This is a genomic window from Thermobifida halotolerans (assembly GCF_003574835.2).
Lineage (GTDB): Bacteria > Actinomycetota > Actinomycetes > Streptosporangiales > Streptosporangiaceae > Thermobifida > Thermobifida halotolerans.
Genome location: NZ_CP063196.1, coordinates 4,925,126 through 4,939,093, shown reverse-complemented (window position 1 = coordinate 4,939,093; position 13,968 = coordinate 4,925,126). Strand labels below are relative to the sequence as shown.

The 13,968-nt window shown below is 70.0% G+C and carries 9 protein-coding genes; 8 read left to right on the top strand and 1 reads right to left on the bottom strand.

Going from position 1 to position 13,968, the window contains the following annotated elements:
* Nucleotides 1-7 precede the first annotated feature (7 nt).
* From mbhE to mnhG, 6 genes are read left to right on the top strand one after another with little or no spacing between them, the layout of a single operon-like run.
* Complete coding sequence (mbhE, locus tag NI17_RS22050) at nucleotides 8-2,770, top strand: hydrogen gas-evolving membrane-bound hydrogenase subunit E (protein ID WP_234401841.1); 2,763 nt, start codon at nucleotides 8-10, stop codon at nucleotides 2,768-2,770.
* Entirely contained in the window at nucleotides 2,767-3,078 is a 312-nt protein-coding gene (locus tag NI17_RS22045) for a sodium:proton antiporter (protein WP_068690205.1), read from the top strand. Before mbhE ends, NI17_RS22045 begins: the two co-directional genes overlap by 4 nt.
* Entirely contained in the window at nucleotides 3,075-4,547 is a 1,473-nt protein-coding gene (locus NI17_RS22040; RefSeq protein WP_068690203.1) for a monovalent cation/H+ antiporter subunit D family protein, read from the top strand. The genes NI17_RS22045 and NI17_RS22040 overlap by 4 nt, the downstream gene beginning before the upstream one ends.
* Entirely contained in the window at nucleotides 4,544-4,969 is a 426-nt protein-coding gene (locus NI17_RS22035; protein ID WP_068690201.1) for a Na+/H+ antiporter subunit E, read from the top strand. The genes NI17_RS22040 and NI17_RS22035 overlap by 4 nt, the downstream gene beginning before the upstream one ends.
* Nucleotides 4,966-5,259, top strand: a complete 294-nt coding sequence (locus tag NI17_RS22030) for an MrpF/PhaF family protein (RefSeq protein WP_068690199.1) — start codon at nucleotides 4,966-4,968, stop codon at nucleotides 5,257-5,259. The genes NI17_RS22035 and NI17_RS22030 overlap by 4 nt, the downstream gene beginning before the upstream one ends.
* Nucleotides 5,238-5,621, top strand: a complete 384-nt coding sequence (gene mnhG, locus NI17_RS22025; protein WP_068690197.1) for a monovalent cation/H(+) antiporter subunit G — start codon at nucleotides 5,238-5,240, stop codon at nucleotides 5,619-5,621. Before NI17_RS22030 ends, mnhG begins: the two co-directional genes overlap by 22 nt.
* Nucleotides 5,622-5,684: 63 nt before the next feature.
* On the opposite strand, the gene NI17_RS22020 is transcribed toward mnhG, so the two are convergent.
* Nucleotides 5,685-7,862 (bottom strand): SpoIIE family protein phosphatase, encoded by a 2,178-nt coding sequence (locus NI17_RS22020; RefSeq protein WP_068690195.1) that lies wholly within the window; start codon nucleotides 7,860-7,862, stop codon nucleotides 5,685-5,687.
* Nucleotides 7,863-8,187: 325 nt separating this feature from the next.
* Here NI17_RS22020 and NI17_RS22015 point away from each other — a divergent pair, with 325 nt between their 5' ends.
* Nucleotides 8,188-12,429: a HAMP domain-containing protein gene (locus NI17_RS22015; RefSeq protein ID WP_119268050.1), complete on the top strand. Its 4,242-nt coding sequence runs from the start codon at nucleotides 8,188-8,190 to the stop codon at nucleotides 12,427-12,429.
* A 2-nt stretch (nucleotides 12,430-12,431) separates the two neighbouring features.
* Nucleotides 12,432-13,052 carry a response regulator gene (locus NI17_RS22010; protein WP_119268063.1) on the top strand — a complete coding sequence of 207 codons (621 nt, stop codon included), beginning with the start codon at nucleotides 12,432-12,434 and terminating at the stop codon, nucleotides 13,050-13,052.
* Nucleotides 13,053-13,968 lie beyond the last annotated feature (916 nt).

Genomic DNA, 13,968 nt, shown 5'->3' with positions numbered 1-13,968 from the left:
GGTCCTCGTGTGGACGCTCGTCGCCCTCGGCGGCGCGGCCCTGATCGCCCAACCACTGCAGCACCGGCTGGGACGGACGACCGGATGGCCGCTGGCCGCGCTCTTCCTGGCGCTGCTCGGCGCGTTCGCCAGCCAGGCGCCCACGGTCCTGGCGGGCCGCCCCGTCATCCTGGAGTTCCCGTGGATTGCGACCCTCGACGTGGCGTTCCGGCTGCGGCTCGACGGCCTGTCCCTGATGTTCTGCTTCATCGTCCTGGGTGTGGGCACGCTGATCCTGGCCTACTGCACCCGCTACTTCCCCAAGCACGCGCCCGACCGCGGCCTGTTCGCCCTGCTGTGCCTGTTCGCCATGGCCATGCTGGGACTGGTCCTGGCCGACGACCTGCTGCTGCTGTTCGTGTTCTGGGAGCTGACCACGATCAGCTCGTTCTTCCTCATCGGCGGCGCGGGACCGAGCGCGGTGCTGCCCGCCCGCCAGGCGCTGCTCACCACCGTGTCCGGCGGCCTGGCGCTGCTGGGCGCGGTCGTGCTGGTGTCGGTGACGGCCGGAACCACCCGGATCAGCCTCCTGCTGGAGAACCCGGAACTGCTCCCCGACGGCGGTCCGGGGGTGGCCCTGGTCCTGCTGGTCTTCCTCGCCGCGGTCGCCAAGTCCGCGCAGGTGCCCCTCCACTTCTGGCTGCCCGCGGCCATGGCGGCCAGCACGCCGGTCAGCGCCTACCTGCACGCCGCCACGATGGTCAAGGCCGGGATCTACCTGCTCATGCGCCTGTCCCCGGCCTTCTCCGGCCGGCCGCTGTGGATCGTGCTGCTGCTCACCACCGGACTGGTCACCGCGCTTCTCGGGGCCACCCTGGCCCTGAAGCAGCACGACCTCAAGGCGCTGCTGGCCTACTCGACGGTCAGCCAGCTCGGCTTCCTCGTCGCGCTGATCGGGGTGGGCACCCCCGAGGCGTTCGAGGCGGCCACCGTGCACACCGTCGCCCACGCCCTGTTCAAGGCCACGCTGTTCATGCTGGTGGGCATCATCGACCACGAGGCCGGCAGCCGCGACGTGCGCCGACTCAACGGCCTGCGCAAAACCATGCCGGTCACGGCGGCCCTGACCGCGCTGGCCGCCCTCTCCCTGGCCGGGATACCGCCCGCGCTGGGCTTCGTCAGCAAGGAGAAGATCCTCGCCGCCTTCCTGGAGGTCTCGGGGCCCCCTTGGCTGGGGGAGGCGCTGGCGGGGGTGGCCGTCCTGGCGTCCGCGCTGACCTTCGCCTACGGGTTCCGGCTCTTCCACGGGACCTTCATCGGCCCTCTCACGCAGCCCAGCCTGCACGAACCGACCTGGCAGTTCCTCCTGCCCGCGGCGGTGGCCGCCGTCGCCGGGATCGTGCTGGGTTTCGCCGTGCCCGTGCTGGACCCGCTCGTCGAGGAGGTCATCGCCGCCACGCACGGCATCGTGACCGACCCCCACCTCACCCTGTGGCCGGGGCTGTCCCCCGAACTGCTGCTGTCGGCGCTGACCATCCTGCTGGGCACGGTCCTCTTCCTCGCCCGGCACCCGGTGGACCGGTGGCTGCACCGGTGGGACACCCCGGTGCGGGCGGAGGACCTCTTCGACCGGGGCCACGACTCCGTCGTGCACCTCGGAGCCGGGGTGGGCGCGCCCACGGCCGGGTTCGCCCCCGTCCGCCACCTGCTGCCCGTACTCGCCCTCCTCGTGGCCCTGGGGGTGTCCGCCCTCCTCCTCCGGCCGCCGCTGGGGCCGCGGATCAGCGGCGCGACCGTGGTGGAGGACTGGTTCCTGGCCGCGATCATCACCTCCACGGTGGCCGGCCTGATGGTCGCGCGCTCCCGGGTCGCCGCCGTGAGCCTGATGGGACTCGTGGGCTTCGTCGTCTCCGTCTGGTTCCTGCTGCTCGGCGCTCCCGACCTGGCGCTCACCCAGCTCCTCATCGAGGTCCTCACCGTCGCCGTCGCGGTGCTGGTGCTGCGCCGACTGCCCACCTCCTTCCACCCCGTGCGGCGTACGCGCACCGCGGTGGTCCTGGGTGTGGCGGTGGCCTGCGGCGCGGTGGCCGCCGCGGGCACCTACGCCTTCACCGGCCGACGGGAGCTCTCCCCCGGCGGCCGCTACTTCCTGACCGAGACGGAGGAGCTGACCGGCGGAAGCAACGCCGTCAACACCGTCCTGGTGGACTTCCGCGCCCTGGACACCCTCGGCGAGGTCACGGTGCTGGCCGTGGTGGCCCTCGGCCTCGCCGCGCTGCTGCACGGCACCTCGCCCTCGGGCTGGACCGGTCCGAGGACCGGCGGCGGCCCGATCCACAACGAGGCCGACAACCTCATGGTGATCCGGGTCTGGGTCCGCCTGCTCTCCCCGATCGTGGTGGCCCTGTCGGTCTACCTGCTGTTCCGAGGCCACTACTCCCCCGGCGGGGGCTTCGTCGCCGGTCTCGTGGGCGGCGCGGGGATCGCGCTCGCCCACGTCTCCGCGCCGGGGGCGCCGCTGCTCTCGGAGCGGCGGCTCGGCCCCCCGCTGGTCGGCTTCGGGCTTCTCGTCGCCGCGCTCACCGGCCTGCTGGGGTTCGTCGAGGGGTCCTACCTGCGCTCCCTCCACGGGGAGGTGGCGCTGTTCGACCTCACCGTCGGGGTCAGCACGGCCCTGCTCTTCGACGTCGGCCTGTACCTGGTGGTCATCGGCCTGGTGGTCACGGCGGTGAACCGTATGGACATTCCTTCCGAGGAGAGCGGCGACCCGAGGAGGGAGGAGCGGACATGATCCTCGCCCTGGGGGTCGGCGTCCTCGTCACCGGAGGGGTGTTCCTCGTGCTGCAGCGCGGCGTGGTGCGGGTGGCCTTCGGGTTCGTGCTGCTGGGCCACGCCGTGAACCTGCTGCTGCTGTCATCCGGCGGAACGGACCGGCGCGAGCCCGCCATCGCCGGGTCCGCGCCGCTGGAGCGCCTGACCGACCCGATTCCGCAGGCGTTCGTCCTCACCGCGATCGTCATCACCTTCGGCATCACCATCCTCCTGCTGGCCCTGGCGGCGCGGGGAGGCGGCGACGACGACACCGAGGAGGAGCCGTGACGGACGCGCTGCTCCCCCTGGCCGCCGCGGGCCCGCTGGGCGCGGCGGCGCTCCTGGCGTGGCTTCCGCGGTCGGCGGGCCTGCGCACCGGTGTGCTCTTCGCCGTGCTCACCGCGGCTCTCGGCTGGAGCTGCGCGCTGCTGGCGGCCACGGGCGAGGGTGCGGTGCTGACGCACACGGTCGGCGGATGGCCCGGCGGGCTCGTGATCACCTTCGCCGCCGACGCGTTCAGCTCCCTGATGCTGGTCACCACGTCGCTGCTGATCCTCGCCTGCACCGGCCACGCCGCCGCGTCGGGCCACACGCGCCAGCGGCACTTCGCGTCGCTGGTACTGGTCCTGACCGGCGGGGTCCACGGCGCCCTGCTCACCGCGGACCTGTTCAACCTCTTCGTCTTCCTCGAGGTCATGCTGGTGCCGTCCTACGCGCTCCTCAGCGTGTTCGGCGGCCGGTCCCGGATCGCCGCGGGCCGCCTGTACCTGACGGTCAGCCTTCTGGCGTCGACCCTGCTGCTGGCCGGAGTCGCCGCCGTCTACGCCCTGACCGGGACCGTGAACACGGGCGCCCTCGCGGGCGCGGCCCGGGAGGCGCCCGCGGTGGCGGTCGCGGGCGCGGCGGTGCTGCTCGCGCTGTTCGTCAAGGCGGCCGTGGTCCCCGTACACGGGTGGCTGGCCAACACCTACCCGTACACCTCCCCGGCCGTCTCGGCGCTGTTCTCCGGCGTCCAGACGAAGGTCGCCATCTACGTGGTCTACCGCGTCTACGCGGTGCTCTACGACGGTGACACGCGCTACCTGTGGCTGGGCCTGGTCGTGTTCACGGTGACCATGGTCGTCGGCGTCCTCGGCGCGGTGGGCGAGAAGACGACGCGTTCGATCCTCAGCTTCCACATGATCAGCCAGATCGGCTACATCCTGCTGGGGGTGGCCCTGTTCGGCGCCGCGGGACTGGCCGCGGGGATCTTCTACATGCTGCACAACATGGTGGTGAAGGCCTCGCTGTTCCTGTCCACCGGCGCGGTGGAGACCGTCCACTCCACGGGGCGTCTCGACCGGCTCGGCGGGCTGGGCAGACGCGAGCCCGTACTGGCGTTCCTCTTCATCGCGTCGGCCTTCTCCCTGGCCGGGCTTCCGCCCCTCTCCGGGTTCGTCGCCAAGTTCGTGCTGGTGCAGGCCACTGTCGCGGAGCAGCAGTACGTGGTCGCGACGGTCGCCGTCGTGGTCAGCCTCCTCACCCTCATGTCCATGGCCAAGATCTGGAACGGCGTCTTCTGGGACAGGGCCGAGAGGAGCGGCGACGACTCCGAGGCGCCCCGGGTTCCCGTGTCCCTGCTCCTGGCTCCCGCGCTGCTCACGGCGGTGACCCTGGCCGTGGGCGTCTTCCCCGGGCCGGTGCTGCAGTGGTGCGAGACGGCGGCGGAGGGGCTGGCGAACACCGATTCCTACGCGGCGGAGGTGAGTCGACGATGAGGTCCCTGGTACGCGCGGCCGCGGAGGCGCCCGGGCGGGTGTGGCGCGTCCTGGTGTTCCTGGGGTACTTCCTGGGGCACCTCGTCGAGGCCAACGCCCACATGGCGCGGGAGATCCTCACCCCCCGCAGCGGACTCGCCCCGGGGATCGTGCGCCTCGACCTGCGGGCCCGGACCGAACCGGAGATCAGCGTGCTCGCCAACCTCATCTCACTCACCCCCAAGACCCTCGTCATCGCGGTCCGCCGTGAACCCCCGGCGCTGTGGATCCACGGCACGCACGCGGCCGACCCGGAGGAGTTCCGGACCTCGCTGCGCACCACCGAGACCCGCCTGCTGGCCGCGATGCGCAGGCCCGGGGAGGTCGAGGAGCCTCCGGAGGACGGTCCGCGCCGTTCCTCGCGGAGCGGGGAGGCGCCGTGATCCTCATCGACGTGGGACTGGCCGCGCTGGGGGCGGTCTTCGTGATGGTGGTGGTGCGGGTCGTGCGCGGTCCGACGGCCGCCGACCGACTGGTCGCCTCGGACCTGGGCTTCTTCGTGTTCATCAGCATGACCGCGCTCGTCGGCGCGCGGGTCGGCAGCGAGTGGGTGTTCGACATCGTCCTCGTGGCGGCGCTCGTCGGGTTCATCGCCACGGTCTGGCTGGCCCGGATGGTCGGAAGGTCCCGGACGTCGAGGAGGGAGGAGCCGTGGGAACCGCGATCGGAGTGATCTCCGCCACGGTCGGGGTCGGACTCACCGTGGTGGCCGGGATCGGCCTGCTGCGCCTGCCCGACGCCTACAGCCGGTTGAACGCCGTCACCAAGGCCGCGACCCTCGGTGTCGTGCTGACCCTGATCGGGGTGGCCGCGCTGATGCCGAGCTGGTGGGGTGCGGCCAAGACGCTCGTCGCGGTCGTGCTGCAACTGACCACCTCCGCCCTGGGCGGATTCGCCATCGCCCGGGCGGCCTACCGGTCGCGGGTGCCGCTCAGCCCGGAGACCCGCTACGACCAGCTCGCCGAGGACGCGGGCGTGCCCAGTCCGCGCCCCGGCGGCCCCGGTCCCGGCCCCGAGGACTTCGGTCCGCGGTGATCCCGCCGCCGAAGTCCCCGGAACCGTCCGGCCGGTGGGGGACCGCTGCCGACGGGACCGCGGTCAGACGAACCGCAGGACCAGCATCGCCGTGTCGTCGGTGTGCCCTCCGGACGCGAACGCCTCCAACTCGCGGTCGATCCGGGAGATGACGGCCTGCGCGGTCAGTCCCGAGCAGCCGGAGAAGATCTTGACCAGCCCCTCGTCGCCGAGCATCTCGTCGCCGTTGCGCCGCTCGGTCACCCCGTCGGTCACCGCGAGCACCACGTCGCCGGGCGCCACCTCGACGGTCTCGGTGAAGAAGTCCACGTCCTCGAAGGCCCCCAGCAGCGGCTGCGAGGTCGCCAGGGTCGCGACCTCGCCGTGCCGGTTCAACCGCAGCGGCAGCGGATGCCCGGCCGAGACCAGGCGGATGCGCATGCCCCTGCCCGCGGTCGGTCCGTCGATCGGAGCCATCTCCCCGTACAGCATGGTCAGGAAGCGGGTCGTGATGTTCTCCTCCAGAATGGCCAGGTTCAGCCGGTGCATGATGTGCGCGGGGGAGAACCCCTCCCTGGCCAGGGCGCGCAGGGTGTGGCGGGCCAGTCCGGTGACGGCGGCGGCCTCGGGGCCGGTCCCGCAGACGTCGCCGATCGCGAAACACCAGCGGCCGTCGGTGGCGAACAGGTCGTAGAAGTCCCCGCCGACCACGGTGCGCTCCCCCGCGGGCTGGTAGAACACCGCGTAGTCCACCTTCGGGATCGTCGGCTGCTTCTCCCTGGCGGGCAGCAGGCTGCGCTGCAGCGCCTCACTCATCGACGTCTGGGCCGAGTACAGCCGCGCGTTCTCCATCGCCGAGGACACCCGCTGGGCCAGGTCGGCGGCGAGGTCCACGTCCTCGTGCGGGAACTCCTCGCCCACGCCCCTGCCGATGGTGATCCGGCCGAGAGCGCGGCCGTGCGCGGTCAGCGGCAGGCTGATGCCCGGTCCGTGCGCCAACTCCAGGCTCAGCGCGTCGCCCAGGCCCGCCGCCACGATGTCCTCGATCGGCCACAGCGCCCCGGGTTCCTTCCGTTCCTCGGGTATGAGCGCTCCCACCAGGTCGCGCAGCACGTCGGTGATGTTCTCGTCCCGGTGCATGGCGAACGCCAGACGGTTCGCGCCCAGGTCGTCGGCGATGTGCACCACGCACCAGTGCCCCAGACGCGACGTGCTCAACTGTGCGGCCAGCGCGGCGGTCATCTGCTCGTCCAGGGTGCCCGACAGCAGGTCGTTGGCCTCCGCCAGGAAGCTCAGGGAGGCGCGGCGGTGGATCTCGACCTGGGCCAGGCGGGCGCGCTCCACGGTGAGCGCGATGCGGTCGGCGCCCTCCTGGAGCCGTTGCGCGGCGGTCTGTCCGAAGTGCCGGACCCGTTTGGAGGCCACCCCGATCAGTCCGGTGATCCTGCCGTCCACGCTGAGCGGCGCCGTCACCAGGGAGCGCATTCCCGCGGCGGCGAGCATGCCCCGGTGCGCGCGGGCGATCATCAGGTCGTCGTTGATGACGGGGCGGGCTTCGGGGGTGGAGGCGGGGAAGGTCTCCTCGGTGCGGCTCCGGAAGGGCCGCCACGGCCCCGAGGACAGTCCCACGGCCGCGGCCATCTCCCACTCGGTGTCGCCGGGAGTGGCCAGCGCGATGTAGGCGGCGTCCCCGCCGAGGGCCGCCCTGACGTGTTCCACGACCCGTTCCAGCAGTTCGGGGAGGGTCAGGCGCGCGGAGAGCAGCGTGTCGAGCCGCGCCCACGGCTCGGGTTGCCCCGGTCGGGCGCGTCCGCTGACCGCCAGCGGCGGCGTCAGCGCGGCCTGCGCGCTGTCGTCGGCGTCCTCGCCGACCGCGATCCGGAACCAGACCGCCTTGTCGTTCCTGCTGTAGCTGACTCCCCAGGTGTCGGCGACCGCTCCGGCCAGCGCCAGCCCCAGCCCGCCTCTGTGGACCTCCTCGCCGGGGGACAGGTTGACCCTGAGCGGTCCGGCTTTGGGCAGCGCCCGCTGCGGGACCCGGTCCGCGACGACGATCTCCACATCGTCGCCCAGGAGCCGTACCGTCAACTCCAGTGTGGTTCCGGCGTGCACGACCGCGTTGGTGACGAGCTCGCTGGTCAGCAGGATGACCTCGTCCGCTCCGCGCCGCACGTCCCATTCGAGCAGCGTGTCACGCACGAACACGCGCGCTTCGCCCACCGTCTCGGGGCTGGGCGAGAATTCCCTGTGGGCGACTTTCATAGCATCGTGTGGCATGGCGGAGCCGTGGGTTCCTTCGGCGGGCTGGCAGATCAGACTGTCGAATGCGTCGCCCTTGCCCTACTGGCGGGGGATTGGGCGATGATGTCCGTTTGTGGGCGGCGTCGGGGGCTGGGACGCTTTCGCACCGGTCCGTACCGGTGGAGAAATTCCATCACGCTGCCAAAACGTCATAGTAATAAGCAGGTGTCTGATTAACGTAGTGCACCGTGGTCGTTGGTGAGTTCTAGGGCCGGAGACTCTCTTGGGTGATGCCGCACGTCTCGGACGCACACCGCAACACTTCGGCTGGTGGAGGAGGGGATCGATGCCCAGGATGAAGAGTCGGACCGTGTCGGAGGACGAACTGGACATGCTCCTCGACGCGCTCTACAAGATGCGCGACGGGAATTTCGCGGTCCGCCTCACCCCTCACGGCCGGGGCAGGTACGGAGAGATCGCGCGGGTCCTGAACGAGGTGCTGGACCACTGCGAGCAGTTGAGCGACGAACTGCAGCGGGCCAGCAGGGTGGTCAGCTCCGACGGGCGGCTCTCCGAGCGCATCTCGATCAGTCCGGCCCGGGGCGCCTGGGGCAAGAGCGTGCGCGCGCTCAACCAGATGCTCGACGAGGTCAGCGAACCGGTGACCTCGGTGGCGCGGATTCTGGACTCGGTGGCCAACGGTGACCTCTCCCAGCGGGTCGACCTGTCCAGCCGGCACGGGGAACTCCACGGCGACCTGCTGCGACTGGCGTCCTCGGTGAACCGGATGGCCGACCAGATGTCGGCGTTCACCGACGAGGTGACGCGGGTGGCGCGCGAGGTCGGCACCGAGGGCAAGCTCGGCGGACGCGCCAACGTCAAGGGCGTCTCCGGCATCTGGAAGGACCTCACCGACAACGTCAACTCCATGGCCGACAACCTCACCAACCAGGTGCGGGACATCTCACAGGTCACCACGGCCGTGGTGGCGGGCGACCTCACCAAGAAGGTCACCGTGGACGTCCAGGGCGAGATGCTCCAGCTCAAGGACACCGTCAACACGATGGTCGACCAGCTCTCCACGTTCGCCGACGAGGTGACGCGGGTGGCGCGCGAGGTCGGCACCGAGGGCAAACTCGGCGGACGCGCCAACGTCAAGGGCGTCTCCGGCATCTGGAAGGACCTCACCGACAACGTCAACTCCATGGCCGACAACCTCACCAACCAGGTGCGGGACATCTCACAGGTCACCACGGCCGTGGCGCGCGGCGACCTCACCAAGAAGGTCACCGTGGACGTCCAGGGCGAGATGCTCCAGCTCAAGGACACCGTCAACACGATGGTCGACCAGTTGGACTCCTTCGCCGACGAGGTGACGCGGGTGGCGCGCGAGGTCGGCACCGAGGGCAAGCTCGGCGGACGCGCCAACGTCAAGGGCGTCTCCGGCATCTGGAAGGACCTCACCGACAACGTCAACTCCATGGCCAACAGCCTGACCCACCAGGTGCGCAACATCTCCCAGGTGACGTCGGCGGTGGCGGCGGGCGACCTCACGAAGAAGATCACCGTGGACGCCCAGGGCGAGATGCTGGAGCTGAAGGACACCGTCAACACGATGGTCGACCAGCTCTCCGCGTTCGCCGACGAGGTCACCCGCATGGCGCGCGAGGTCGGCACCGAGGGCAAGCTCGGCGGTCAGGCGCACGTGAGCGGGGTGTCGGGAGTGTGGAAGGACCTCACCGACAACGTCAACTCCATGGCCAACAACCTGACCCACCAGGTGCGGCAGATCTCCGTGGTGACCACGGCGGTGGCGCGCGGCGACCTGACGAAGAAGGTCACGGTGAACGCCAAGGGCGAGATCCTGGAGCTGAAGGACACCATCAACACGATGGTGGACCAACTGGACTCCTTCGCCGACGAGGTGACGCGGGTGGCGCGCGAGGTCGGCACCGAGGGCAAGCTCGGCGGACGCGCCAACGTCAAGGGCGTCTCCGGCATCTGGAAGGACCTCACCGACAACGTCAACTCGATGTCGCACAACCTCACCACGCAGGTGCGCAACATCTCCCAGGTCACCACGGCCGTGGCGCGCGGCGACCTCACCAAGAAGATCACCGTGGACGCCCAGGGCGAGATGCTGGAGCTGAAGGACACCATCAACACGATGGTCGACCAGCTCTCCACGTTCGCGCTGGAGGTCACCCGCGTCGGCTACGAGGTGGGCAGCGAGGGCAAGCTCGGTGTGCAGGCCAAGGTGGCCGGGGTGTCGGGCGTGTGGAAGGAGCTCACCGACACCGTCAACGAACTGGCCAAGAACCTCACCACGCAGGTGCGCGCGATCGCGTCGGTGGCCAGCGCGGTGGCCCGCGGCGACCTGACGCAGTCCATCCAGGTGAGCGCGCGCGGCGAGCTGGCCACGCTGAAGGACAACGTCAACCTGATGGTGTCCAACCTGCGGGAGACCACCGCGGCGCAGCGCGACGAGGACTGGCTGAAGAGCAACCTGGCGCGCCTGTCCGGTCTCATCCAGGGCCACCGCGACCTCAACGACCTGGCCCGCCTCATCATGACCGAGGTGACCCCGCTGGTGGACGCCCAGCACGGCGCCTGCTTCCTGCCCGAGGACGAGAACGACACCGAGACCTTCCGGCTCTACGCGGGGTACGGCTACCAGCCCAGCGAGCAGCGCCGCCGCATCACCGTGGGCCAGGGCCTGGCCGGGGAGTCCATCGCGCAGCGCAAGGAGATGATCGTCCACAACGTTCCCGGCAACTACGTGCGCATCGAGTCGGGGCTGGGCGAGGCTCCGCCGCTGAGCATCGCGGTCTTCCCGATCCTGTCGGAGGACCGGGTGCTCGGCGTGATCGAGCTGGGCTCCTACGGCGAGTTCCGGGAGATCCACCTCAACTTCCTGCGCCAACTGGTCAGTCTCATCAGCGCCACGATCACCACGATCCTCGCCAACTCCAAGACCGAGTACCTGCTGGCCCAGTCCCAGCAGTTGACCACCGCGCTGCAGGAGCGCTCCAACGAGCTGCAGCGGCAACAGGAGGAGCTGCGCCGCAAGAACGCCGAACTGCACAGCAAGGCGGGGCAGCTGGCGAGCCAGAACCGCGCCATCGAGCTGCAGAACCGGCAGATCGAACGGGCCCGGCGGTCGCTGGAGGACCGGGCGCACCAGCTCCAGGTGTCCTCCAAGTACAAGTCGGAGTTCCTGGCGAACATGTCGCACGAGCTGCGCACCCCGCTCAACAGCCTGCTGATCCTGGCGCGGCTGCTGGCCGACAACAGCGAGCAGAACCTCACCCCCAAGCAGGTGGAGTTCGCCCAGACGATCCACAAGGCCGGAAGCGACCTGCTGCAGCTCATCGACGAGATCCTGGACCTGTCGAAGGTCGAGGCGGGACGGATGGAGCTGAGCCCCAGCAACGTGTCCATCAGTCAGCTGGTGGACTACGTCGAGGCGTCGTTCCGTCCGATGGCCAGCGACAAGGGGCTGGCGTTCGCGGTCGAGGTGTCCCCGGACATCCCGGACCACCTGTGGACCGACGAGCAGCGGCTCCAGCAGGTGCTGCGCAACCTGCTGTCCAACGCGGTGAAGTTCACCAGCACCGGTGAGGTGCGGCTGCTGATCGAACCGGCGTGGGCGCTGGAGGACGCCGACCTCGACATGTTCGCCGACACCGACGAGGTCATCGCGTTCTCGGTGACCGACACCGGGATCGGCATCCCCGAGGACAAGCTCCAGTTGATCTTCGAGGCGTTCCACCAGGGCGACGGCGGTACCAGTCGGCGGTTCGGCGGAACCGGTCTGGGGCTGTCCATCAGCCGGAACATGGCCGAGCTGCTCGGCGGTGAGATCCGGGTGAACAGTGTGCTCGGGGAGGGCAGCACGTTCACGCTGCTGCTGCCGGTGCGGCTGCCGGAGGGCACCACGGAGCGGATGTACCAGTCGCTGAACGGCACCGACGTGTTCGCTCCGATCGACTCCCCCTCCGACCTGGTTCCGCTGCCCGACGGGCAGGCGGCGCCGCAGACGGCCCCCGAGAGCGAGCCGCTCTCCCTGGAGGCGCCCGACGAGCCGGAACCGGTGCCGGTGCTCACCGCCGGGAGTTCGGTGGCGTCGCCCTCGGACGACGCGGACGAGGCGCAGCGGGAGACCGCGGCGGACGACGTCCTGGCGGGCAGGCGGGTCCTGATCGTCGACGACGACATCCGCAACGTCTTCGCGCTGGCCAGCGCGTTGGAGGCGCACGGCCTGGAGGTGCTCTACGCCGACAACGGCCACGAGGGCATCGAGAAGCTGGAGGCCAACGAGGACATCGCGCTCGTGCTGATGGACATCATGATGCCGGAACTCGACGGCAACGCCACCACGCGCGCCATCCGGGAGATGCCGCAGTTCGCGGACCTGCCGATCATCTCCCTCACCGCCAAGGCCATGCAGGGCGACCGGGAACGCAGTCTGGAGGCGGGCGCGTCGGACTACGTGACCAAACCGGTGGACCTCGACCACCTGCTGGATGTCATGCGTCAGTGGTTGGATCAGGACAACGACGACACCGAAACGAGCCGGGAGCAGTGACCGTGCCCTACAAGGCCAACATCCTCCTTGTCGACGACCGAGAGGAGAACCTCACCGCCCTTGAGGCCATTCTCACCTCGCTGGACCAGAACCTGGTGCGGGCGAGCTCGGGTGAGGCCGCGCTGAAGGCACTGCTCGAAGGGGACTTCGCGGTGATCCTGCTGGACGTGGTCATGCCGGGGATGGACGGTTTCGAGACCGCCACCCACATCAAGCAGCGGGAGAAGACCAAGGACGTCCCGATCATCTTCCTGACCGCCGAGGGCATCGACCGCCACCGGGTCTTCCGGGGATATGCCAGCCGGTTCGTCGACTACATGACCAAGCCGCTGGATCCGTGGCTGCTGCGCGCCAAGGTCGAGGTGTTCTTGGAACTCGACCGCCTCAAGCGGCAACTGCAGAGCCAGTCCGACTGGCTGCGGCGCGACCTGTCCCAGGACACCGCGGGGGTGGAGACGGTGGTCGCCGAGTTGTCCGCGCTGGTCAACGAGATCAACGACAAACTGGAGGGGGTGCGCGAGCGCACCGTGGACGACGAGCGGGTCATGGGCGTGGTGCGGGAACTGGACGACCCGGTCCACCGCCTGACCAGCCTGGTCCAGGCCCTGCGGGCGCAGCGGTGAGTGCTGTCCGGTCGGACTCGTGTTCTGCCTACTGGACGCGCCACGGCGGTAGGCACGGCGTCTACCGGGTTGGTGACTTCCTGTTCCCCATCGGCCGCCACAGGGACATCCCGGAGATGACCGCAAGATCATCCAGGGGGTGGGGGACCTGCGAACCAGGCGGAGCACCACTACGAGGCTTGGTGTGAACGCGATGGGCGCGCATGGTCAGTCGACGTCCCCCGACTCCGGACACACACTTTCGGCACCACCTTGGCCGACGCCGAGGAGATGGCCCGTGACGCCGTAACCACGCTGTTGGACGTTCCTCAAGTGGCCGAGGCACAGCGGCTCCGCAAACAGGCGGAGGATCGGGTACGGCGCGCCCTGGACAGAGCCGTGTCGGAATTGCTGAGCACCGGTGCCAGCCAGCGCGACGCGGCTCGACTGCTGGGAATGTCCCACCAGAGGGTGTCTCACTGAGGTGTGGGTGTTCGGTTCCGCGGTGGGCGCGGGGGTCTTCGCGGAGACCCCGGGGAGGGATGGGGCATTCCACCCCAGCCGTCCGGGACGAGCCACCACCGGCTGGCCGCGCCTGGTCGAGGCGCCCCCAGCGCCGAGCCCAGGCGCGCCCCCACAGACGAACCAGCCGAAAGAACACCGGCCACCCCAGGAAGGCAGCGCCCTGTGATGCGGGTGGATTGTTCAGGTGCGGGAAGGCGGGGCCGCGTCCGGACTCGGCGCCCAGGGGCGCCTCGACCGGCCACCCGTGGTATCCCACTTCTGAAGAGTTCCGTGGAACACCCCGGCCCCGCCGGAATGCGGCGGAATCGCACCCGCCGCGAACCCGAGACTCGAACCTCGGTCAGATCGCCGGCATGGGCGACCGCAGGGGACCGGGTTTCCGTCAGGAAGGTCAGGGGAAAGAGCGCGTCAT